The organism is Testudinibacter sp. P27/CKL/0425 (assembly GCF_052931395.1).
In genome coordinates, this window is record NZ_CM128801.1 from 2,287,116 (window position 1) to 2,309,808 (window position 22,693).

The window sequence follows — 22,693 nt, forward strand, 5'->3', positions numbered from 1 at the left end:
CAACGCCTCAAATCTGATTAAAAATGGAATTATAACGCAATTTTGATGCTTACTGTTGCAAACCGCCCAACATCTCTGCCGCTTGCAGATTTTGGATTAGGTTACGCCGATCCAAATCCGGATGATCGCTGTCGAGCAGCCGCTGCCAATACTGCTTCGCCTGCGGATAATCGCCCTTGGCAAACGCATCTGCCGCCAATAAAGACAACGCGCGCAGCTGATTCGAATTTTGTTGCAAAGACAAATCCAGCCAGTGTTTGGCTTTCTCGCTGAGGTTGTTGTTCGATTGATAGTAAAGTGCGGTTGCCGCCGCCGCTAACAATTCGCTGTTCGCGCCGGATAAGTATTCGGCACGCGAAAACGACTCCAGCGCATTGGCATATTCTTCCTCTTGCAGGTAGATTAAGCCGAGCTGATACCAATTTTCGCCGTTGTTGTAATCGGCACTTAGCGCATTTTGCAGCTCTTGCCGATGCTCGCGTCGCTGTTCTGCGCCGCTCTGAATCACTTGCGGGGCAATCGCCAAACCTTGCTGCAATGCCGAATAACGCGGGCTGAGCGCATAAATTGCCACGGAAGCAGCGACAATCAATAGCACAAGCAGCGCTGCAAATCCGTGATGAGATCTCTGCTTATCATGCTGAGGGGATTGCACTTGGTGTGATTGCGTATTTTCAGCTGTGAGCGGAGAAGTCGTCAGTGGCTCATACTGCGGGTGGCTTTTATGTCTCCGCACCTGTTCCCACACTAAGCCCAACGCCAACAGCAACAACAGAAACGGTGCCCCCCACAGCAACCATGTTGTGGTTTTAAACGGCGGATCATAACGCACAAAATCCCCGAAGCGGGCGGTCATTTGTTCGACGATTTGTTGATCACTCGCACCGGCGTCCGCCATTTTATAGACTTCGATCCGCAAGTCATAGGCAATCGGCGAATTTGATTCGACCAAATTCTGATTTTGGCACTGCGGGCAACGCAACGATTTCGCCAAATTCACCGCTCTTGCGCGAGTTTCCGGCGATTGAAATTGGTAAGTATCCACCATTTCGGCGCGCGGCATGGCAACGGGCAGTAATATCAGCAATCCAACCAACAGCTTGAATCTACGCCACATTTTATTTCCCTCCGCCCGCGTTAAGTTGTTGCAGCAGCGGAACAAATTGTTGCTGCCAAATTTGCGCATCCAATTCTCCCGCATAGCGGAAGCGGATAATGCCGTCGCCGTCAATCAGATAGGTTTCAGGCGCGCCATATACGCCGAGCGCCAGTGCCAGCTTGCCGTCATGATCGTTCAGCACCCGCGCAAACGGATTGCCTTTGCTGACCAGCATTTGCCTTGCCGCTTGCGGATTATCGCGATAATTCAAACCGTAAATCGCATAACCCTGCTGTTTTAATTCGATTAAAAACGGAAATTCCGTAATACAGCTCGGACACCAACTGCCCCAAACGTTCAATAAAAACGGTTCGGCAGGCAAAGTGCGGTTGTCGATCCGCTGGGTCGGCTGCAACAAATCGGGCAATTCAAATTCGGGAAAGGCTTTGCCTTGCTGCGCCAATGCCAGTTGCGACGGATCACGTTGTAATCCCAGCAATAACATCAGCCCTAAAGCCAGTAAACCGATTAACGGCAGGAATAGGCGCAGTCGTTGTTTTAACATTCCAACTCCTTAACCGCACTTTTGCCGCGGCGAGCGCGCAATACGATCGCAAAAAACACAGCGAGCGCCATTAACAGCCCGCCAAACCACAGCCACTGAATCAACGGTTTATAGTGAAAGCCAAATGAATAACGCTGTTCAGGGGATTTGTCGCCCAGCACCACATACAGATCGCCCAATAAGCCCGGTTTGATCGCCACTTCGCTCATCATGCTGCTGCGAATATCATAAAAGCGTTTTTCCGGCTGTAAAATGAACGGTTGTGCCGAGTGCTGAACGGTCAAATGTGCAGTTTCAGTGGTGTAATTAGCCGCAAGGCGATATTCAATGCCATCAAAATTGAACTGATAGCCGTGCAGTTCGGCTTGTTCGCCTTGCGCCAGCTTCACGCCTAAATCGGAGGAATAGTAACCGCTCATCATTGCCGCAATCACCACCAGCGCTAAGCCGCCGTGCCCCAATAACATCGGAAGTGCGGTTACCAACCGCTGTTGATGGAAAGCCTTATAGGCGTAATACAGCAAACTCATCAACAGCGCAAACGCCGCCGATACGAAAGCAAACGGTAGCCATTGCCACTGTTTCAGCGGATCCAGCTGCAGATTCCAAACGATAATAGCCACACTGCCAATCACTGCGGCAATTGCACCGAGCAACATTCCGCTACGCGATACGCCGCGCCCGTTCAACCACAGTAACATCACCAGCAAACTCAGCAGCACGAGCGGGGTAAAAATCGTATTGAAATACGGCGCACCGACTGAAATCGAGCCGAAGCCGAAGGTGCTGAACAGCAGTGGATAAAACGTACCGAGTAACACGCTAAATGTGGCAATCGCGGTGATAATATTCAGCAATAATACGCCGCTTTCGGTTGATAATCGGCGCGTTGTCCAGTGCCAGCCAAATTGGGCATCACCGATTTTGGCATTCAATGCGAACAGCAATAATCCCAAGCCACTGAAAAAGAAAAACATCGCCAGCAACGCATAGCCGCGCGACGGATCGATAGAAAAAGCATGGACTGAGGTGATCACGCCGGAACGTACTACAAACGTGCCGAGTAGCGAAGCGGAAAATACCAACAACGACAACAGCAAGCTCCAATACGGATACAACCCTTTGCGTTCGGTGGCGATAAGACTGTGGATTAAGCCCAGCCCCAGCAACCACGGAATCAGCGAGGCATTTTCCACCGGATCCCAGAACCACCAGCCGCCCCAGCCGAGCTCATAATACGCCCACCACGCACCTAACAGAATGCCGCAGCTCAGCCAGCCCCAACTCAGCAGCGCCCAACTGCGGCTGTCGGCGGCAAATTGGCGGTTGTCACTTTTGCTCCACAGTGTAACGATTGAAAGCGCAAAATTCACTGAAAAACCGACGTAGCCCAAATACAACAACGGCGGGTGAAACACCAGCGCAATATCTTGCAACATCGGATTGAGATCGCGTCCCTGAAACGGCGTCGGAAATAGGCGTTCAAACGGATCGGATAAAAGCAAAGTATAGAGGCAAAGTGCGGTATAAATTAGCGCCAGTACCGCCAACACCCGTGCGTTAAATTGCGGCATTTGAGTGCGGTTGAAACAGGCAAACAGCATCGTCCAGAGTGATAACGTCACCAGCCAAAACAGCATTGAGCCTTCGTGTCCGCCCCAAGTTGCCGCCACTTTGAACAGCGGCGAGAGTTCCGTATTTGAATGGGCGGCGACATACAGCACCGAGAAGTCGTCTTGCACAAAAGAGTAAGCCAGAATAGTGATTGCTGACAGGGAAAATAAAAATAGCAGCACCGACAAGAATGTACTATTTAACGGCAGACGATTTCGCGCAGGCAAAAATGGGATCAGCAACAACAAAAGTGCGGTAAGCAGACTGCAAATTAGCGCTAAATAGCCGATTTCTGGAGGCATTTTGTTTCACTCAATAAAAAAGCGGGATTAACAATCATAATCCCGCTATTCTAACAACTTATTACGCCAGCGTCATTTGTCCGGTGTAGAGAATAAAGAAGCGCAGGCAGAACACGCCGAACAGGGTGCAAAGTGCGGTAAACAGGATAAAGCCTTTGCGGTGTTTCAGCTCTTCACCGCTCACGGCATTCAGCAATAGCGGCAACACAAGCCCGATAAGCACTACGCCAATCCAGAATACCCACGCCCAGAAACCGCCGCCGATTGCCGTCATCATCGCAACGGTTTTTTGTCCGCCGCCGAAATACAAGCCGACAAAAAACGCAAACAGCAGGAAGATTTCGATCAACACCACCGGCGTTTCAAATTTATGCAGAAAGCTGACTGAAGGCGAATGGGTGGATTCTCCACGGCACACTGCTGCCAGCAACAATGCCGCGATGCCGGATGATGTTCCGGACGCCAAGAACAGAATCGGCAACACTGGATTATTCAGCATCGGATAGCTGATCAGCGCTGACAGCAAGAAGCCGGTATAAGCGCCAAGCAGGATCGACAGCAACATCAAAACCACTTCAATCGGGTTGACCCATTTTTCAGCCGCATTAATGATTTTATTCACAAAACCCAATGCCGGAATATAACGTTCGATCCAATCGGCAAGCAAATGTTTAAACACGATTGCCAGCCATAGGAACAGGAACAACATATACACCTGGAACAGCATAACCCCCATCGACATCACAGAGTGCGGTTGATAGTTAAACATCAACATCCAGAATGTCCACGGTTTGGTTAAGTGGAAAATCAAAATCGTCAAGCCGACAATCAAGCTCAGCGGAGCGATAATCGCCGCACTGCGAATAATGGTGTTACGGCTGGCGTCGCTGCCTGCCAAAATTTGGCTACGTTTCAGCAACACTGCCAACAGTGTCGCACCGGCGGAGATCCCGAGCAGGAAAAGATAAATCGCAATGATTTCATCCCATACTAATGACGGGAAGTGGAATGGACTGTTCATCGTCTGATCTCCCCTGCTTTAGCCGGCACATGGTACAAATTCGGCTTGGTTCCCAATTCGACTTTAGTTTGATAAACCTGTTTTTCCTGAATTTGACGCGAAATTTCACTGTTCGGATCGTCTAAATTGCCGAAGGTCAGTGCCTTGGTCGGACAGGCTTCAACACAAGCCGGCAATTTGCCTTGAGCCAGATTGGTATCACGGCAGAAATTACATTTGTCGGCGGCTTTGGTTTCAGGGTGAATGAAACGCACCCGATACGGGCACACCGCAATGCAATATTGACAACCTATACATAGATCCGCTTTGACATCGACAATGCCGGTGGACGCATCAATAAACGAGGCGCCGGTCGGGCAAACGTGCACACAAGGTGCATTGCTGCAATGTTGACAAGAATGACGGTAAAACTCATATTTTACGTCAGGAAATTCCCCTTGCGGTTCTCCCCGAATGATTTCCAGACGCGATACCCCTTCAGGCACGTTATTCACTTCACGACAAGCATCCATACAGGCGGTACAGCCGATACAGAGTTTTTCGTCGTGCAACATCCCATAACGCACATCATTAATCGTCAAAGTCTGTGCCAGACTTTGAGCGGGTTTTCCGGTCATCAGGATAAGAGCCCCAGCCCCCATGCCGGAAACAAAGTTTCGGCGCGAGCAACTCATTTTTGATCCTTATTCTGAATGACAGATTGTTGAGTGTTTTTTTCTTGCAATAGTTCCTGCTGTTTGCCATGGCAATCGACACACAGTTTCACCTGATCTTTATGCGGAATACCTTGCATCGGATCGGTTTTCGGGTGTAGTGTATGGCAACTGGCGCACGGCAATTTCATCGCGTGTACATCATGTGCCCACAGGCTTTCACGCAGTTTTTCCGGTTGGTGACAAGAGAAACAGACTTGGTTCTGCTCTTGTACACTGTACATCGGTGTTTTGCCGTCAAAAATATCACCGTGGAACCGCATCACGTCTTTCACGCCGCGACGGTGATCTTCCGAAATATTGCCGTGACAACTGACGCAATTAATCGGTTTGTCGGTTGACGGATTGGTTTTGCTTAAATGGATCCCATGAAATTGTTCGTCATTAAATTTATGACACTGCGCACAATATTTATTCGGATCACGTTGATTTTCCAATTGCGGTTGATAAGTCAGCTCGCTGCTTGCACCACCGGCTTGCGCGTTCGCCGCTGCCGATGCAATCGTCGTCGCCAGCAAACCCGCGCCTAAAACCGCTATCATTTTGACAGCTCTTAAGAGAATAGTCGCCCTCATAATTCTTTCCTCAAATCTGAATGGTTATTATGGTTATTACCGCACTTTTGCCGCTCGCGCCGCAAAGTGCGGTATTATTTCCATTACTCGCTAATTAAACCTTTTTCTTTAGCTTCTTTATCCCATTGAGGTACAAGGGTTTTCAAGAATTCGTCTTTTGCTCTTTTCTCTTTTTCAAAGTCAATGCCCATGACTGCCTGTGCTTTCGCTTGAGTCGAGATATCCGGAATCACAATCGGTTGATTCACATTATGAGCACTCAAGACCCGCGCCAATTTCACGCGTGCGTCACCGGCTTTATCCAACCCGGTTCCCAATACGCGTAGCATCACATCCGGCGCGTGCATATAGCCGCCGTGGCTGGCTGCCGCGTAATCCCAACGCCATTGTGCATGACGGATATCTTGTAATGCGGCTTTCATTTCATCTTCGTTCGCGCCGGCATCCCAAGCGGCTTTCGCTTCAAAGTGGGCTTTCACCAGTTGATCTTCCAAGCGAATCATCACATCTTTCACTTCGTGTTTGCGTGAAGCGACGATACCTTGCAATTTCTCTTTGCTTTGATCATGGCAGTTAGCACAGGTGTTTTCAAACGCGTCGAACGGATTGCCGATTTTGTGATCGGTAAACACTTTGCCGTCTGCGGTTTGGGTTTTCGGCATATGACAATCGATACAAGTTACGCCGTTTTTGCCGTGCATCCCAGCCGACCAGATTTCAAAGTCAGGGTGTTGTGCTTTCAACATCGGTGCTTTAGACAGTGAATGAATCCAGTCGTGGAAACCGATTTCGTCATAGTAGGCTTCGATTTGATCAACGGTGGTGCCTTTATCCCAAGGGAAGGTTACCGCTTTCGTCTCGCCGGCAAAATAGTATTCAACGTGGCAGTTTGCACACACCGCTGCGCGTTGATCGGTTTTATCTAGATTAGCAAACGGCTCCCCGATTTTATCCAAAGCGCGTAAAACGTGCGGGCGCGCAATCCGCAATGCCGGTTTACCTTCGGCGAAATCGGCTGAAGTAGTATCGTGACAGTCGGCACAGCCGATACTGTTCACCACTTCCGCACCGCCTTTTGACCATTTGCCGCTAAAATAACCGTCTTCGCCCCATTCAGCGATCAAACGCGGAACATCCGGACCTTTACAAGTCCAACACGCCATTGGCTGAGGACCGTCATTCGGACCTGTCGGTGCACCGGTGCGCAGAATTTCCCGCACATCTTTAATCGCATAGAAGTGACCGCGCGGTTTGTTGTAATCGTGAGAAAATAAATAACCGCCCCACAGCACGATCATGCGCGGATCTTCGCCGATAGCGGACACAATTTCATCAGACTCTGAGGTTTGAGTCCAAGTGTTAAATTGCAATGGGTATTTTTCCGCGAATTTGTGATTAGCGGATTGAATAACCACGTTCGGATTCGCTTCTGTTTTTTGTTCTTCAGCCATCGCATCTTGCGCAGCAAACCAGCTGCCGCCGATTAATGCAGCCACGCCCAAGAGCGAAGTCAGTTTTTGTTTTACGATATTCACGATAATTTCCTCCGTAGAGACTTTCCCACAAGAATTGGATTTTAAATGCCATGCTAATCAATCGGTTCGACTGATAACATGGCTGTCACAGACTAAAGTTCTTCGAGAGTAAATTAGCAAATACCCTTATTTTTTGCATAGTTATATTCAAGATATTTGTTCTTGATCAAATTTCTCGATTAAAATACCTCTAAATGGGCATAGTAGCCAAAAATGTGGCTGATTTTGAGATCTAAGCTTCTATTAGACATTTTTGTGGCTACTCCTCTTAAAGCGCTAGTTTTTCTAGCTCTTTTTATTCAAAAAATCCTGTATAAACATAATCTTATTCCTTCGGTTTAGTCCATTATGAACGGATAATTTCTGCTTTAAATCCTTAAACAGCCCTTCCAGCCGATTTGTCGTTTTTTCTATCCGTAACTCCGGGTATTTTTCAAAGACAAACAAGTAATCCATATAGCGTTTAATACTGGCATAAGCCCCTCTCAATTTGCGATGTTTATAAGGAAATTTACCCTGATTATCGGGTATATCAGACCGTTCTTCTAAGTAAGCTTTATGCTGCAAAAACCAGTGATGCAAACGGACATAAAAGTCATTTTTGTGACTCTGCTTGAGTGTTTTAACCATTGTTTTCAGTTCCTTTCCGGCAACGGATTTAGGGTTTCTCGTCAGCTTGCGAATCACCATTGCAACAAGGTGAAATTGGCACATTTGGGTTGGCGTATTAAATATATCTTTCAATAAGCCCCGTCGCCCATCGCAAGTAATAGATTGAATAATAAATCCTTTTTTACGCAATCGATTGATGGCTTTGGTATAGTAAATGTCCTTTTCGGTACGAACGATTTGGTGGTAAATCACCTTTTTTGAGCGGGAATCCATTATGACTAATACGCCGAATTGTGGCCCGAAAAAAGTGACATCCATAATAAGATTCAACATTGTGGTTTGCGGTGTGCTGAGTGGCGTTTTAGGGGCTTTTTTCAGGTGCCTTTGGATAGTCCTGACCGAACAATCATAGGTTAACGCAAGCTGCTTATACGTCTGTTTTCCGACGGTGTAATCGTGCCAGATTTGGGCGGATTGAAGGTAATTTGTGTGAGAATATGTCCGTAAACAATCCAAGCATTTATAGCGTTGCTTGCCTGAATTTTTACCGTGTTTTTTAATGTGTTCTGAACCACAGAAATAGCAATTTTTTGGTCATTTTAAAAAATCTCACTTAACGCCTTATTCTATAAGGGATTAAGCGAGATTTCAGCCACATTTTTGTCTACTATGCCTCTAAATGAGTACTGTAAATGCATAAAAAAACCGCACTTAAGGCTGTTTTTAACACCAAGTGCGGTTAATTATTACTAACGCGATCAATAAGTAAGAACTATTTCACTTCCATTCCCTGCGCTTGTAGATCGGCGTGGTAAGACGAGCGGACAAACGGCCCGCAAGCCGCGTGCTCAAAGCCCATCGCGACGGCTTTTTGCTTCATATCATCAAATTCGGTCGGTGAAACATAACGATCAACCGGTAAATGGTGGCGGCTTGGCTGCAGATATTGCCCCAAGGTCAACATGGTGACGCCGTTATCACGCAAATCCTGCATCACCTCTAAAATTTCCTCGTTGGTTTCGCCCAAACCGACCATTAAGCCGGATTTGGTTGGAATTTCAGGGAATAACGCTTTAAAGTCACGCAGCAAACGCAATGACCATTGATAGTCAGCGCCCGGGCGGATCTCTTTGTATAAACGCGGAATATTTTCTAAATTATGGTTAAACACATCCGGCGGGTTTTTCGACAAGATCTCTAACGCCACATCAATTTTGCCACGGAAATCCGGCACTAAAATTTCAATTTTAATTTCCGGATTCAAGGCGCGGATCTCTTTCACACACTCGGCGAAATGTGCCGCCCCACCGTCACGCAGATCATCGCGGTCAACCGAGGTGATCACCACATAGCGCAATTTCATATCGCGAATGGTCAACGCCAGTTTTTTCGGTTCGTCTTGATCCGGCGGCAGCGGCTTGCCGTGCGCCACATCGCAAAATGGGCAACGACGGGTACAAATAGCGCCCAAAATCATAAAGGTTGCGGTGCCGTGGTTAAAACATTCCGCCAGGTTCGGACAAGATGCTTCTTCACACACCGAATGCAGCCCGTGCTTGCGCATCGCGCTTTTAATGCCTTCAATTTTAGCACTGCTAGCAGGCAATTTGATTTTCATCCATGCCGGTTTCGGCAACAGTTCTTGATCAGGATTGATATTTTTGACCGGAATAATTGAGGTTTTGGCAGCATCGCGATATTTTACGCCACGCTCCATTTTAAAAGGTTTACCCATTGTTTTTCTCGATTTGGTTGTTCTCGATTGATGTTTGGCTGTCGAACGCGTCGTTCGAGTAATGGATTTGCTGGTAATCCATTAAGTTAATAAAATGTTGCAGTAATTGTGGAGCAACCTGCTCGCAAAGTAAAGCCCGATCACCGATTAATTCGCTTAACTGGCACATTTCCAAACCCGCATAACCGCAAGGGTTAATATATTGAAACGGAGTTAAATCCATATTGATATTCAATGCCAGCCCATGAAACGAGCAGCCGCGCCGAATGCGCAGCCCGAGCGAACAGATTTTGCGTCCGTCCACATACACCCCCGGCGCGTCGGCTTTGGCGTATGCGTTGATCTGATAGTCGGCAAGGGTTTTGATCACACACTCCTCCAGTGCCGACACCAAATGCCGCACGCTGAATTCACTGTTATTTTGGCTCTTTTTACGCTTAATATCCAGCAATACATACATCACCAGCTGCCCCGGCGCATGGTAAGTAATTTGCCCGCCCCGATCCGATTGCACCACCGGAATCATTGACTGCTGCAATAAATGTTCCGCCTTGCCCGCTTGCCCTTGGGTAAACACTGCCGGATGCTGCACCAGCCAAATTTCATCGACCGTATTGTCACCGCGCTGATCCGTAAACTGCTGCATCTGCTGCCACACGTTTTGGTAGGGCTGCAGCCCCAGTTGGCGGATTCTCAGTTGTTTGGCAAGCTGCATCATTTATCCTCTTGTTAACATTTTCAACGGTTTTCAACCGCACTTGGCTGAATTTCTCAGTTACAGCACCATTCTGACAATATCAATTTCCGCCAATTCTTTATATAAGGTTTCAATCTGTTCGATATTATCCGCTCTGACGGTGATCGAGACCGAATGATAGTTGCCTTTGCTACTAGGCTTAATCGTCGGTGCGTAGTCACCCGGAATGTGTTTTTGTACCACTTCTAGTACTTTATCTTGCAAATCGGCTTGCGCCAAGCCCATAACTTTATACGGAAAGTCGCACGGAAATTCTAACAGCTCATCTAATTTGGTTTTTTGCATTGTTTTGCTCTCATTGTTTGTTAAAAAATCCCTGCCAGGCAGGGATTTGGTTGTCATGGTAGATGGGGCTTCGCCGCCCGCATTCAAGACTTCAGCGCGTTCAGCTGAATAAACTTTTCACGGTTAAAATAATCCAGTCGATAATTTTGCCGAAGAATCCGGCTTCTTCAACCGGTTCTAATACTTGCAGGTTGACCGTTGCCACATCTTTGCCGTCCAGTTGGTAGACGATATGCCCGGCCACGTCTCCTCTATTTAACGGCGCTTCCAGATATTTTTGACTCAGTTCATAGCGCGCCTTCAGTTCCGCCTGTTTGCCTTTCGGAATCGTAATATAACCGTTATCAATTGTGCCCAGCTTCACTTTGTTTTCAGAACCATAATACACGCTTTGTTCTGACACCACGCTGCCGGCATTTAATGGCTTCAAGGTTTCAAAGTTGTTGAAGCCCCACTGTAGCAGTTTTTTGGTTTCCACTTCGCGCCCTTTAATGGTCGGCACGCCCATCACCACGGTGATAAAGCGGGTGTCGCCGTCAACTGCCGACGCCACTAAATTATAGCCTGCCTGATCGGTGTGTCCGGTTTTCATGCCGTCCACTTTTAAGGTTTTATCCCACAATAAGCCGTTACGGTTTTGTTGTTTGATCTTATTAAAGGTAAACTCTTTTTCGGAGTGGATCGCATATTCTTCCGGTAAATCGCGGATCATGTGTGATGCCATGGTTGCCATATCTCTGGCGGAGGAATACTGATTTTCCGCATCCAGACCGTGTACGGTGGCAAAATGAGTGTTTTTCAGCCCGAATTTTTGTACATATTGATTCATAATATCAATAAAATTCTTTTCGGTACCGGCAATATGTTCGGCTATCGCCACACAAGCATCATTGCCCGATGCGATGATAATCCCGTGGTTTAAATCGCTAACGCTCACCTGTTGGTTCACATTTAGGAACATTTTCGATGAACCCGGGAAGTTTTTACCCCACGCATTTTCGCTGACAGTCACCATATCTTCGTTACGGATTTTGCCTTGTCTGATCGCATCACCCACCACATAGCTGGTCATAATTTTAGTCAGGCTCGCCGGGGCTTGGCGCTGATCCGGATCTTTTGCCGCCAAAACCGTACCGGTGTTGTAATCCAGCAAAATATAGGTTTGCGCATTTAATTGCGGCGCGGCGATATTAAAATCAATCGCTTCACCGGCGGCAAAAGCCGACGTTGCCGCCAGCAGTGACGTTGCTAACAACGTTGTTTTCAGTTTACGTCCATAAAACATAGCAAACAAAATCCTTTAATTATTGAGCTTGATAAGAGTATAAAATGTTGTCGTGTTGACCGTTTTGCACCAGTTCGGTTTTCAATTGGTTCACTTTTTCGCGTGAATCGATCGGCCCGAATTTCACCTTGAAATTTCGTCCTTCCTTAATGATTTCACTGTTTACATTTTTCATTGATAATTGGGCGATCAACGCTTTGGCTTTCGCATCGCTGTCTAAATTAACACTTTGCAATTCATAAGCCAGACTCTCTGGTTCTGCTTTCAAGAGCGGTTTATGTCCGCTGCTGGCGGTAACTACATCCGAGCTTTTTTGAACGCTGATATTCGGTTGCGCTTTTTTAGCCGGTTTAGCCGAAGCGGTTTGTAGCGTTGATTTTTCACCGTCTTTCGGCAGCGGTAAATTTTTATTTTTTGCTAATTGGGTCAACTTAGCGCCGCCCGGTCCGCTGACTTTGCCGTTTTTATCAACGTGCACCACTTCCATTTTCACTTGAGCCGTACCTCTGCCTAACATTCCCAGCTCTTTAGCCGCCGCTTTCGACAAGTCAATTTTGCGATCACCGACAAACGGCCCGCGATCGTTAATCCGAACCACCACCTGACGCCCGTTTTTGATATTGGTCACCAATACATAAGACGGAATCGGCAGGCGCTTATGCGCGGCGGTCATCAGATTTTCATTATAAATTTCCCCGTTTGAGGTTTTGCGACCGTGAAATTTACTGGCGTAAAAACTCGCCGTCCCGGTCATTGAATACTCTTTCGCATTCTCACGGTTAAGGGTTTGATAGGTTTTCCCTTTCACGCTATATGTTTGGCTTTTTGCCGCTGCGGTGGTGGAAGATAACGCCTTCGGTCCGCTGACACCAAATCGAGTTTGGGTCGAACCTGCCGCTTGGGCGCTGCCGATGGTGAAAGCCATCAGCATTAAGCATCCGTAAACCGTCGTTCTTAAAAAAGTCATAAAAAAATTTCCTATTTTAACGTAAATATTTATCTAAAATGTGTGAGAGTGCGTTTATGGCTATAGACCGACATAATCAGCCCGAAGCCCGCCATCAGCGTCACAAACGATGTGCCGCCATAACTCACTAACGGCAGCGGAACGCCGACCACCGGCAAAATTCCGCTCACCATCCCAATATTTACAAAAATATACACAAAAAAGATTAGGGTGATTGCGCCGCTCAAAATCCGACCGGCCGCCGTTTCCGCTTTGGCGGCGATAATCAATCCCCGAATAATAATAAACATATAAATCGCCAGCAAGACTAAAACGCCGACCATTCCATGTTCCTCACTCAGAACCGAAAAGATAAAATCGGTATGCGGTTCCGGTAAAAATTCCAATTGTGACTGGGTGCCTTGCATCCAGCCCTTGCCAAAAATGCCGCCCGAACCAATCGCAATTTTCGATTGGATAATATGGTAGCCCGCCCCAAGCGGATCGGACTCCGGATCTAACAAGGTCATCACCCGCGTTCGCTGGTAATCGTGCATTAAAAAATACCACATCACCGGAATAAATCCTGCCAAGCCGACAACTGCGACTACAATCAAGCGCCAACTCATTCCGGCTAAGAATACAACAAATATGCCGGAGGCGCTAACTAAAATCGAGGTTCCCAAATCCGGCTGAATTGCCACCAAAATGGTCGGCACAAAGATTAATCCTAACGCAATCAAAGTGCTCATTAACGTTGGCGGCAGTTTTTGCCGACCTAAATAGCTGGCAACCATTAACGGCACCGACAATTTAACAATCTCCGACGGCTGAAAACGGAACAGCCCTAAATCCAGCCAACGCTGCGCGCCTTTGCTGGTCGTGCCGATTAAATCCACCAACACCAGCAACAGCACGCCTGCGATATATAAATAAGGTGCGATTTTTTCGTAAAACCGCAACGGAAACTGCGCCATCACTAACATGACGCCGAATCCAAGCGAAACTTGCACGATACGGCTTCTAAACATCTCTTCGCTGCCACCGGAAGCACTGTACAGCACGAGTAATCCGTATGCGGAAATCATTAATAATCCGAGCAACAATAAAAAATCCAAATGAAAACGCTGCCACAGGCTGCTGAAAAAATGCTTTTCTTCACTCATCGGGCATCCTCGTCCGTTTGATTTTCACTATCCACAACCGCACTTGGCTTCAGTTGTCCCATGCTTAATAAATAATAATCCATAATCGAGCGTGCAATTGGCGCGGCTTGGCTTGAACCGCCGCCAGCATTTTCCAAAAATACCGACAGCGCAATTTTCGGTTCATTATATGGTGCATAGGCAATAAACCACGCATGATCATGCAAATGTGACGCCAAGTTCGAAGCATCATATTTTTGGTTTTCTTTTAGTCCGAATACCTGCGCCGTGCCCGATTTACCCGCCGCCAGATATGACATATTGGTAAACGCTTTTTTGGCGGTGCCGCTACTACCGTATAACACACTGTACATGCCCGCTTTCGCCGCATTCCAATGCGCCTGAGGCACACCGCTGATGTCCTCATATAATTTAGGATCACGATACGGTTCAATTTCATTACCGATGATCTGCTGCATAAAGTGCGGTGTATCCACCCGCCCGTTATTAATCAACACAGCTAACGCTTTGGTAACCTGTAACGGTGTTGCCGTCCAATAGCCCTGCCCGATTCCTACCGGAATCGTATCGCCGATGACCCACGGCTTTTTATAGCGCTGCTGTTTCCATTCGCGGGTCGGCATCACGCCGCTGGTTTCCTCACGAATATCAATTCCTGTCGGCATCCCGAAGCCAAAACGTTTCATCCATTCGGAAAAACGGTTAATCCCCATGTCATAGATCAACTGATAAAAATAGGTATCGGCAGATTCCATGATCGCTTTGTTTAGATTCACCCGTCCGTGCCCGCTTCTCAGCCAGTCACGGTAACGCCGTTCCGTACCGGGTAATACCCAATAGCCCGGATCAAACATTGTCGTATTGGGGGTGATGATCCCGTCTTGCAAAGCGGCAACCGCAATAAACGGCTTAACTGTTGATGCAGGTGGAAACGCTCCTTGTGTCGTTCGGCTATATAACGGACGATCCGGATTGTTCAACAGCGCATTATAATCGGTCGATGAAATACCGCCGACAAATAAATTATTATCATAACTCGGGCTGGAAACCATCGCCAAAATGCTGCTGTCACGCGGATCCATCACCACCACTGCGCCGCGCCGTCCGTCCAGTAACTGGCGGATATAACGCTGCAATTCCAAATCAATCGTCAGCTTAATACTTTTACCCGATACTGCCGGTTGCTGACGCAAAGTGCGGATCACCTTGCCTCGGTTATTGACTTCCACTTCCTCAAAACCCACTTCACCGTGTAACTGTTGTTCGTAATAGCGCTCTATCCCCAATTTACCGATATCGTTTGTGCCGGCATAGTTTGCCAGTTTCTCTTCTTCTCGCAACCGCTCAACGTCTTTATCGTTGATCTTCGCTACATAGCCCAAAATATGGGTAAGATCCTCACCATACGGATAATGCCGTTTAAAATACGGGCGAACTTCCAAACTTGGAAAACGGTGCTGATCTACCGAAAAGCGAGCGATCTGCTCCTCGGTTAAATCGGCTTTTAATAAAATCGGCGTATAACGCGAATTTCTGCGCCGCTCTTTGGTGAAAGCTTCAATATCGTCATCGGTCAAGCCGACAATTTGGCGCAATTGATCATAGGTTTGCTGCAAATTTTCAGTTTTCTCCGGCACGATATACAAGCCGAAAAAAGTCAAATTCTCTGCCAGCACTTTATTATTGCGGTCATAAATCAACCCGCGCGTCGGCGCCACCGGCAACAATTTAATCCGATTACCGTTTGAACGGGTTTGATAGTTATCATAATCCCGCACTTGCAGGTTATAGTTATTCATCAGCAAAATCGACAGCAGTAACAAAACGCCGACAAACGCCACCAGCACCCGCCGTAAAAACAGGTTCTGCTCCGCTTTGTTGTCTCGAATAATCTCTTTTGCCATGATTGCTAATCTATTATGTCTAAATATTGCGTTCACGTTTGTGGTTTAACTTACTCGCGGTGATACGGGTGATTAGTGGTCAAACTCCAAGCGCGATACAAACTTTCCGCCACCACAATCCGCACCAGCGGATGCGGCAACGTCAACGGCGATAACGACCAACTGCGCTCAGCCGCTTGTTTACACTGTGGAGATAACCCCTCAGGTCCGCCGATTAACAGGCTGACATCCCGCCCGTCATGTTTCCAGCTTTCCAACTGTTCGGCTAATTGCGGTGTGGTCCACGGTTTGCCCGGAATATCCAGCGTCACGATCAAACTGTTTTTGGCACAAGCCGCCAGCATTTGCTCGCCCTCTTTTTCCAAAATCCGTTTAATGTCGGCATTTTTGCCGCGTTTTCCCGCCGCGATTTCGATCAATTCAAACGGCATATCTTTCGGAAAACGGCGTTGATACTCCTCAAATCCGCTGGTCACCCATGCCGGCATTTTTGTGCCGACCGCAATAAGCTGGATCTTCATACTAGCCCCAGAGTTTTTCCAACTGGTACAGCTCGCGGCTTTCCTGCTGCATAACGTGCACAATCACTTGCCCGAAATCGACCACCACCCAATCGGCGGTTTCAATCCCTTCCGAGCCGAAAGATTCAATTCCCTGCTGTTTGCAGCTCTCAGCCAGATTTTGTGCGATTGAACCGACATGACGGCTGGAGGTGCCGGTGCAGATCACCATATTGTCGGTGATGCCGTTGTTGCCGCGCACATCAAAAATGGAAATATCGGTGGCTTTCAAATCATCGAGCACTTCAATGACAGCTTTGACTAATGAATTTTGCAAAAGTTTCCTCGTAAAATCAGCTTAAAATTAAAGGTTAAAAAAGTAAAAGCCGCATATTCTAGCACAATTGATAAAAACACCAAGTGCGGTATGCGGCTGAGGTTACACAACAATACTTAAGAAAAACTTAACGGATTAACGTCGTGGTTTGCGACTGTTTTGGCGCTTTTGATTGCTGCGATTGCCGCCCGCGCTGCTACTGCGGCGCAAACGAAACGGCTTCGGCAAATCCTGCAATAACGCCTCGGCATCATACTGGCTGACCGGAATCGTATGATCGATATACTCCTCAATCGCCGGTAGATTCATGGCATAAGCCTCACAGGCAAAACTGAGTGATTTCCCGCTTTCACCTGCCCGTCCGGTGCGCCCGATGCGGTGGACGTAATCTTCACAATCGTCCGGCAAATCATAGTTAAACACATGAGTCACCGCCGGAATGTGTAAACCCCGCGCGGCAACATCGGTCGCCACCAGAATATCCAATTCGCCTTGGGTAAATTTCTCTAATAGCGCCAAGCGTTTTTTCTGCGCCACATCGCCGGTCAACAGCCCGACTCGGTGTCCGTCCGCCGCCAAATGCCCCCAAATTTCCTCACATTGTTGTTTGGTGTTGGCAAAAATAATGCAGCGCTCCGGCCACTCTTCTTCCAACAAGGTTTGCAGCAACCGCATTTTGTCTTGATTAGACGGATAAAACAGCTCTTCGGTGATCCGGTGTCCGGTTTTTTGCAACGGTTCCACTTCCACATATTCGGCATTATTCATATCTTCAAACGCCAGTTCACGCACCCGGAAAGAGAGTGTCGCCGAGAATAACAGGGTCAAACGCTGCTGCACCGGCGGGCATTTGCGCATCAGATAGCGAATATCGCGAATAAAGCCGAGATCGAACATTCGATCCGCTTCGTCCAGCACCACCACTTGAATTTTATCCAGATTGATAATCCCTTGTTTGACATAATCGATCACCCGTCCGGTGGTGCCGATCAGAACGTCCACGCCATTTTCAATCGCTTTCAATTGTTTGTCGTAACCGTCGCCGCCATAAGCAAGTGCGGTTTTCAATCCGGTGCGGCTCGCCAGTTTGGCGGCGTCATTATCAATTTGTACCGCCAACTCGCGGGTCGGCGCTAAAATTAACGCACGCGGTTGATTGGATTGGCAATTTACGCCACCGCCTTGTTGACTTAACAACTGATGAAAGGTCGCAATCAAAAACGCCATGGTTTTGCCGGTGCCGGTCTGCGCCTGCCCGGCGACATCGCGTCCGGCAAGGGTTAACGGCAGCGTTAATGCCTGAATCGGGGTGCAGTATTCAAAACCGCTATCGTTTAATGCGCTTAAGACTTGTGGGTTCAACACAAAATCGCTAAAACGAACTTGGCTTAAATGTTGATTTTTCTGCATATTTTCTATTTATCTCTTGGTGATATCCGCCCTTGCGCAGGGCAAATTCGGGATTTAACGGTTTCAAATGATTCAAAATTATTTAAGGATAACACGAACTCACCTGCTACGCTTGCATAAATACGTTTTCTGCCGAAATTCGCCCCCGATTTAGCGATTTAGACCGCACTTTTGCGCTTTCTCAAGCATAAAAACAAATTCCAACTAGACAGCTCGCGCTTTTAGTGGTAATTTTATCGCCACTCAAAAAATCTGTATCATACTTTCCAGTGACAAATTCACTATTTCATTAATCTAATCTTAATCATCCAATATATTTCTTTTTATTATGAATCTAACAGAACTTAAAAATACCCCGATCTCCGAGCTTGTGCGCATTGGGGAAGAACAAATGGGGTTAGAAAATTTAGCCCGTTTACGCAAACAAGACATCATTTTTTCTATTTTAAAACAACATTCTAAGAGCGGTGAAGACATCTTCGGCGAAGGCGTGTTGGAAATTTTACAAGACGGTTTCGGCTTTTTGCGTTCCGCCGACAGCTCCTATTTGGCTGGCCCTGACGATATTTATGTTTCACCGAGCCAAATTCGCCGTTTTAACCTGCGCACCGGCGACATGATCGAAGGTAAAATCCGACCGCCGAAAGAGGGCGAACGCTATTTTGCCCTGTTAAAAATCAAAGAAGTCAACGCCGATCGTCCTGAAATTTCCCGCAATAAAATCCTGTTTGAAAACTTAACGCCACTCCACGCCAATTCACGGATGCGGATGGAACGCGGCAACGGTTCAACCGAAGATTTGACTGCGCGCGTGCTGGATTTGGCTTCGCCAATCGGGAAAGGACAGCGTGGTCTAATCGTTGCACCGCCGAAAGCCGGTAAAACCATGTTATTGCAAAATATCGCGCAAAGCATCACCTACAACTACCCGGAATGCGTGTTGATGGTATTGCTGATCGACGAACGCCCGGAAGAAGTAACCGAAATGCAACGCTTAGTGAAAGGCGAAGTGGTTGCCTCCACCTTTGACGAACCGGCGGCACGCCACGTTCAGGTCGCCGAAATGGTGATCGAAAAAGCCAAGCGTTTGGTTGAACACAAAAAAGACGTGGTGATTTTGCTCGACTCCATCACCCGTTTAGCGCGCGCTTACAACACCGTAACCCCGGCTTCCGGCAAAGTATTGTCCGGTGGTGTCGATGCCAACGCCCTGCACCGTCCGAAACGCTTCTTTGGTGCGGCGCGTAACGTAGAGGAAGGCGGTAGCTTAACCATTATTGCAACCGCACTTGTTGACACCGGCTCTAAAATGGACGAAGTGATCTACGAAGAATTTAAAGGAACCGGTAATATGGAACTGCATTTATCACGCAAAATTGCGGAAAAACGTGTGTTCCCGGCAATCGACTTCAACCGTTCAGGCACGCGCAAAGAAGAACTGCTTACTACGCCGGACGAACTGCAAAAAATGTGGATCCTACGCAAAATCGTTCACCCGATGGGCGAGATCGAAGCAATGGAATTCCTTATCGACAAACTTTCAATGGCAAAAACCAACGAAGAGTTTTTCGAGATTATGAAGCGTTCATAAGCCTCACCCCAAATAACAAAATACCCACGCAGCAACGTGGGTATTTTTATGTCTTGCAAACCGCACTTACTCGATTAAAACAACTCTTCGGTTCTCGGGCCGCTGCCGTCGCTCGGGTTAACCATGATTTGATAGCCCTGTTCGCGAATATAACGGCGAGTCGGTTCGGTGCCTTTAATGAAGTATTCCATTCTACCGCCGCCACCTGCCAGCAAGCCGCTCGATTTGTCGATGCGTTTTTCGATAATATTCGGCGGCAACGGATCGGCGCGTTCCGGTTTGTTCTCTAACGCCTTTTTCATATATTCCTGCCATGCGGGCATTGCGGTGGCTGCGCCCGCTTCGCCGCGGCCTAAGTCATATTTGTTATCATCAAAGCCCACATACACCGCCGTGGCAAAATTGGCGCCGAAGCCGGTATACCAAGCCACTTTGGAATTATTGGTGGTTCCGGTTTTGCCACCGACATCCTTCCGCTTAATCTCGTTTGCCATGCGCCAGCCGGTGCCTTTCCAACCGCTGCCCTGCTCACCGTAAATCCCGGATTGCAACGCACTGCGCATTAAAAATGCCAACTCGCCGCTGATCACCCGAGGTGCCATTTGCGGCTCTTGGCTTTGCGCACGTGCTTGTGCTAAAAGTTGCGGCCCGTCTTGCAGCTGGCTGTTGGCAATTTGCAACTCCGGAATATCCGGCACGGTTTCCGGCTGCTGATCAGGATCACCTTCCCCAATCTCTTCACTGCTCACAATCTCATTTTCTGCCTGACTTTCGTCCTGCTGCAACAATTCTAACCGTTGTTGCTCGCCATAAATCACCGGAATATCATTACAGCTGAAACACGCCACTTTGGGGTTGGCAAGATAGATTTCCTTGCCTTCATTATCCAGAATTTTTTCAATAATAAACGGATCAATCAAAAACCCGCCGTTATCAAACACCGCATAGCCGCGCGCCATTTCCAGCGGGGTGAAAGACGCGGCGCCGAGTGCCAGTGCTTCGGTTGCTAAATATTGATCACGCTTAAAACCGAAACGCGGTAAAAAGTCGGCGACATAGTCGATTCCGACCATTTGCACCGCACGCACCATCATCACGTTTTTCGACTGTGCCAAGCCTTGACGCAAACGCAATTGCCCGTCATATCGGTTCGGCGAGTTTTTCGGCGACCACGGTTTTTGCCCCGGAATACGGATCGTAATCGGGCTGTCGTTTAAAATCGTCGCTAGGCTTAACCCTTTATCCATTGCCGCGGCATAAATAAACGGTTTAATTGACGAACCGACCTGCACCATAGATTGCGTGGCGCGGTTAAATTTACTCTGCCCGAAGCTGAAGCCACCGACGATCGCTTCAATCGCGCCGTTGTCGCTGTTTAACGACACCAGCGCGGAATTCGCACGCGGCAACTGTCCCAATTGCCACTCCTGCTTGCTGTTTTGACGAATCCAAATCTGCTCTCCGATTTTCACTTTCGGACTGGCGGCAGTGGCGTTCGCCCATTTCATCGCTGAATATGGCAATAACATCGGTTCGCCCGACGCCAGCAACAGGCTGACACCGCTCTTATCAATGGCGATCACCGCCGCCGGCACTAACGGCTCGGAATTCGGCATTTTTTTCAGAAAAGCCACAATCCGTTCGTTGTCCCAAACCTGTTCGCCCGCTTTCCACAACGGCGCACCGCCGCGATAGCCGTGGCGCATATCATAATTAATCAGGTTATTACGCACCGCGATTTGGGCATTGCGCTGATCAAAAGAATCAACGGTGGTATAGACTTTATAGCCCTTAGTGTAGGCATTTTCTTCGCCATACAGTTTCACCATTTCCTGGCGTACCATTTCGGTGACATATTCCGCATGAAATTCAAGCTGACTACCGTGGTAACTGGCAATGAGCGGCTCGTCACGCGCTTGTCGAAACTCGGACTCGCTGATGTAATTCTCCGCTAACATTCGGCTCAACACCACATTGCGGCGTTCGGTGGCACGCTGCAACGAATACAGCGGATTCATGGTCGAAGGCGCTTTCGGCAAGCCGGCAATCATTGCCATTTCGCCTAAAGTTAATTGATTTAAATCTTTGCCAAAGTAGGTTTTCGCCGCAGCCGCCACCCCGTAAGAGCGGTAGCCGAGATAAATTTTATTCAGATACAATTCCAGAATTTCGTCTTTATTCAGGCTCTTTTCAATTTCAATCGCCAGAATCGCCTCGCGCACTTTGCGCATTAGCGTTTTTTCCGGCGTCAGGAAAAAGTTTCGCGCCAACTGCTGAGTGATGGTACTCGCCCCTTGTGACGCGCCGCCGTCGCTGATCGCCACTTTCAAGGCGCGTGCAATCCCGATCGGATCCAAACCGTAATGGGTATAAAAACGGCTGTCTTCGGTCGCCAGCACCGCTTGCTTCAGTTTTTCCGGAATTTGCGCCAGCGCCACCGGAATGCGTCGCTGCTCGCCAACCTCGCCAATCAGCTTGCCGTCTGCGGTATAGATCTGCATCGGCTGCTGTAGTTCAACCGTCCGTAGCGCGTTCACATCCGGCAATTGGGATTTGATGTGAAAATAGGCAACTGCGACTACCACACAGCCCAGAATTGTCAAGGTTAATAAACTACTAAATATTAATTTTACGATCTTCACCGAAAACTTCTCTCTAAAAAATCCATCATCAAACACATTTGCGTCACACTGTCAGCCGCAACAATACTATTTTACACGTTATATGGCAAACATTGAGGA

General features: G+C 48.0%; 20 protein-coding genes. 1 reads left to right on the forward strand and 19 read right to left on the reverse strand.

Annotated features, from left to right (window positions below):
- Positions 1-49: 49 nt before the first annotated feature.
- From nrfF to rhlB, 18 genes are all read right to left on the reverse strand, one after another.
- Positions 50-1,117 carry a heme lyase NrfEFG subunit NrfF gene (nrfF, locus tag ACUHGC_RS11275; RefSeq protein ID WP_446833384.1) on the reverse strand — a complete coding sequence of 356 codons (1,068 nt, stop codon included), beginning with the start codon at positions 1,115-1,117 and terminating at the stop codon, positions 50-52.
- A 1-nt stretch (position 1,118) separates the two neighbouring features.
- Positions 1,119-1,664, reverse strand: a complete 546-nt coding sequence (locus tag ACUHGC_RS11280; protein WP_446833385.1) for a DsbE family thiol:disulfide interchange protein — start codon at positions 1,662-1,664, stop codon at positions 1,119-1,121.
- The gene (locus ACUHGC_RS11285) at positions 1,658-3,580 is read right to left on the reverse strand and encodes a heme lyase CcmF/NrfE family subunit (RefSeq protein ID WP_446833386.1); all 1,923 of its coding nucleotides are present in this window, start codon (positions 3,578-3,580) and stop codon (positions 1,658-1,660) included. The genes ACUHGC_RS11280 and ACUHGC_RS11285 overlap by 7 nt, the downstream gene beginning before the upstream one ends.
- Positions 3,581-3,641: 61 nt before the next feature.
- Entirely contained in the window at positions 3,642-4,601 is a 960-nt protein-coding gene (gene nrfD, locus ACUHGC_RS11290) for a cytochrome c nitrite reductase subunit NrfD (protein ID WP_446833387.1), read from the reverse strand.
- Positions 4,598-5,218, reverse strand: a complete 621-nt coding sequence (gene nrfC / locus ACUHGC_RS11295) for a cytochrome c nitrite reductase Fe-S protein (RefSeq protein ID WP_446834900.1) — start codon at positions 5,216-5,218, stop codon at positions 4,598-4,600. The genes nrfD and nrfC overlap by 4 nt, the downstream gene beginning before the upstream one ends.
- A 53-nt stretch (positions 5,219-5,271) precedes the next feature.
- Positions 5,272-5,889, reverse strand: a complete 618-nt coding sequence (nrfB, locus tag ACUHGC_RS11300; protein ID WP_446833388.1) for a cytochrome c nitrite reductase pentaheme subunit — start codon at positions 5,887-5,889, stop codon at positions 5,272-5,274.
- Positions 5,890-5,972: 83 nt separating this feature from the next.
- Positions 5,973-7,424 (reverse strand): ammonia-forming nitrite reductase cytochrome c552 subunit, encoded by a 1,452-nt coding sequence (gene nrfA, locus ACUHGC_RS11305; RefSeq protein WP_446833389.1) that lies wholly within the window; start codon positions 7,422-7,424, stop codon positions 5,973-5,975.
- A gap of 285 nt (positions 7,425-7,709) precedes the next feature.
- The gene (locus ACUHGC_RS11310) at positions 7,710-8,597 is read right to left on the reverse strand and encodes an IS256 family transposase, variant Zn-binding type (protein ID WP_446834810.1); all 888 of its coding nucleotides are present in this window, start codon (positions 8,595-8,597) and stop codon (positions 7,710-7,712) included.
- A 211-nt stretch (positions 8,598-8,808) separates the two neighbouring features.
- Positions 8,809-9,771: a lipoyl synthase gene (gene lipA / locus ACUHGC_RS11315; RefSeq protein ID WP_446833390.1), complete on the reverse strand. Its 963-nt coding sequence runs from the start codon at positions 9,769-9,771 to the stop codon at positions 8,809-8,811.
- Complete coding sequence (gene lipB, locus ACUHGC_RS11320; RefSeq protein WP_446833391.1) at positions 9,764-10,486, reverse strand: lipoyl(octanoyl) transferase LipB; 723 nt, start codon at positions 10,484-10,486, stop codon at positions 9,764-9,766. Before lipB ends, lipA begins: the two co-directional genes overlap by 8 nt.
- Positions 10,487-10,546: 60 nt before the next feature.
- Positions 10,547-10,813, reverse strand: a complete 267-nt coding sequence (gene ybeD / locus ACUHGC_RS11325) for a DUF493 family protein YbeD (RefSeq protein ID WP_446833392.1) — start codon at positions 10,811-10,813, stop codon at positions 10,547-10,549.
- 100 nt (positions 10,814-10,913) lie between these two features.
- Positions 10,914-12,098, reverse strand: coding sequence for a serine hydrolase (locus ACUHGC_RS11330; protein WP_446833393.1), 1,185 nt, complete (start codon positions 12,096-12,098; stop codon positions 10,914-10,916).
- A gap of 19 nt (positions 12,099-12,117) precedes the next feature.
- Positions 12,118-13,065, reverse strand: a complete 948-nt coding sequence (locus ACUHGC_RS11335) for a septal ring lytic transglycosylase RlpA family protein (RefSeq protein ID WP_446833394.1) — start codon at positions 13,063-13,065, stop codon at positions 12,118-12,120.
- Between the two features lie 29 nt (positions 13,066-13,094).
- Positions 13,095-14,210 carry a rod shape-determining protein RodA gene (rodA, locus tag ACUHGC_RS11340; protein WP_446833395.1) on the reverse strand — a complete coding sequence of 372 codons (1,116 nt, stop codon included), beginning with the start codon at positions 14,208-14,210 and terminating at the stop codon, positions 13,095-13,097.
- On the reverse strand, positions 14,207-16,114 hold the full coding sequence (gene mrdA / locus ACUHGC_RS11345; protein WP_446833396.1) for a penicillin-binding protein 2: 1,908 nt from the start codon (positions 16,112-16,114) through the stop codon (positions 14,207-14,209). The genes rodA and mrdA overlap by 4 nt, the downstream gene beginning before the upstream one ends.
- Positions 16,115-16,164: 50 nt before the next feature.
- Positions 16,165-16,635 (reverse strand): 23S rRNA (pseudouridine(1915)-N(3))-methyltransferase RlmH, encoded by a 471-nt coding sequence (gene rlmH / locus ACUHGC_RS11350; RefSeq protein WP_446833397.1) that lies wholly within the window; start codon positions 16,633-16,635, stop codon positions 16,165-16,167.
- A 1-nt stretch (position 16,636) separates the two neighbouring features.
- Positions 16,637-16,951, reverse strand: a complete 315-nt coding sequence (gene rsfS / locus ACUHGC_RS11355; protein WP_446833398.1) for a ribosome silencing factor — start codon at positions 16,949-16,951, stop codon at positions 16,637-16,639.
- Between the two features lie 135 nt (positions 16,952-17,086).
- Entirely contained in the window at positions 17,087-18,361 is a 1,275-nt protein-coding gene (gene rhlB, locus ACUHGC_RS11360; protein WP_446833399.1) for an ATP-dependent RNA helicase RhlB, read from the reverse strand.
- A gap of 328 nt (positions 18,362-18,689) precedes the next feature.
- Between rhlB and rho the strand changes: the two genes are divergently transcribed.
- Positions 18,690-19,952: a transcription termination factor Rho gene (gene rho / locus ACUHGC_RS11365; protein ID WP_446833400.1), complete on the forward strand. Its 1,263-nt coding sequence runs from the start codon at positions 18,690-18,692 to the stop codon at positions 19,950-19,952.
- Between the two features lie 74 nt (positions 19,953-20,026).
- Here the strand turns inward: rho and ACUHGC_RS11370 are convergent, their stop codons facing one another.
- A complete protein-coding gene (locus ACUHGC_RS11370; RefSeq protein WP_446833401.1) occupies positions 20,027-22,594 on the reverse strand; it encodes a penicillin-binding protein 1A in 2,568 nt (855 codons plus the stop codon).
- Positions 22,595-22,693: the final 99 nt, after the last annotated feature.

Bases quoted from the DNA above. Each gene is read 5' to 3' on its own strand.
- lipB (WP_446833391.1), bottom strand. From the start codon at position 10,486: ATGCAGCTTGCCAAACAACTGAGAATCCGCCAACTGGGGCTGCAGCCC.
- nrfB (WP_446833388.1), bottom strand. From the start codon at position 5,889: ATGAGGGCGACTATTCTCTTAAGAGCTGTCAAAATGATAGCGGTTTTA.
- rodA (WP_446833395.1), bottom strand. From the start codon at position 14,210: ATGAGTGAAGAAAAGCATTTTTTCAGCAGCCTGTGGCAGCGTTTTCAT.
- mrdA (WP_446833396.1), bottom strand. From the start codon at position 16,114: ATGGCAAAAGAGATTATTCGAGACAACAAAGCGGAGCAGAACCTGTTT.
- ACUHGC_RS11280 (WP_446833385.1), bottom strand. From the start codon at position 1,664: ATGTTAAAACAACGACTGCGCCTATTCCTGCCGTTAATCGGTTTACTG.
- rho (WP_446833400.1), top strand. From the start codon at position 18,690: ATGAATCTAACAGAACTTAAAAATACCCCGATCTCCGAGCTTGTGCGC.
- ybeD (WP_446833392.1), bottom strand. From the start codon at position 10,813: ATGCAAAAAACCAAATTAGATGAGCTGTTAGAATTTCCGTGCGACTTT.
- ACUHGC_RS11285 (WP_446833386.1), bottom strand. From the start codon at position 3,580: ATGCCTCCAGAAATCGGCTATTTAGCGCTAATTTGCAGTCTGCTTACC.
- lipA (WP_446833390.1), bottom strand. From the start codon at position 9,771: ATGGGTAAACCTTTTAAAATGGAGCGTGGCGTAAAATATCGCGATGCT.
- ACUHGC_RS11330 (WP_446833393.1), bottom strand. From the start codon at position 12,098: ATGTTTTATGGACGTAAACTGAAAACAACGTTGTTAGCAACGTCACTG.
- rlmH (WP_446833397.1), bottom strand. From the start codon at position 16,635: ATGAAGATCCAGCTTATTGCGGTCGGCACAAAAATGCCGGCATGGGTG.
- nrfD (WP_446833387.1), bottom strand. From the start codon at position 4,601: ATGAACAGTCCATTCCACTTCCCGTCATTAGTATGGGATGAAATCATT.
- nrfC (WP_446834900.1), bottom strand. From the start codon at position 5,218: ATGACCGGAAAACCCGCTCAAAGTCTGGCACAGACTTTGACGATTAAT.
- nrfF (WP_446833384.1), bottom strand. From the start codon at position 1,117: ATGTGGCGTAGATTCAAGCTGTTGGTTGGATTGCTGATATTACTGCCC.
- rhlB (WP_446833399.1), bottom strand. From the start codon at position 18,361: ATGCAGAAAAATCAACATTTAAGCCAAGTTCGTTTTAGCGATTTTGTG.
- ACUHGC_RS11335 (WP_446833394.1), bottom strand. From the start codon at position 13,065: ATGACTTTTTTAAGAACGACGGTTTACGGATGCTTAATGCTGATGGCT.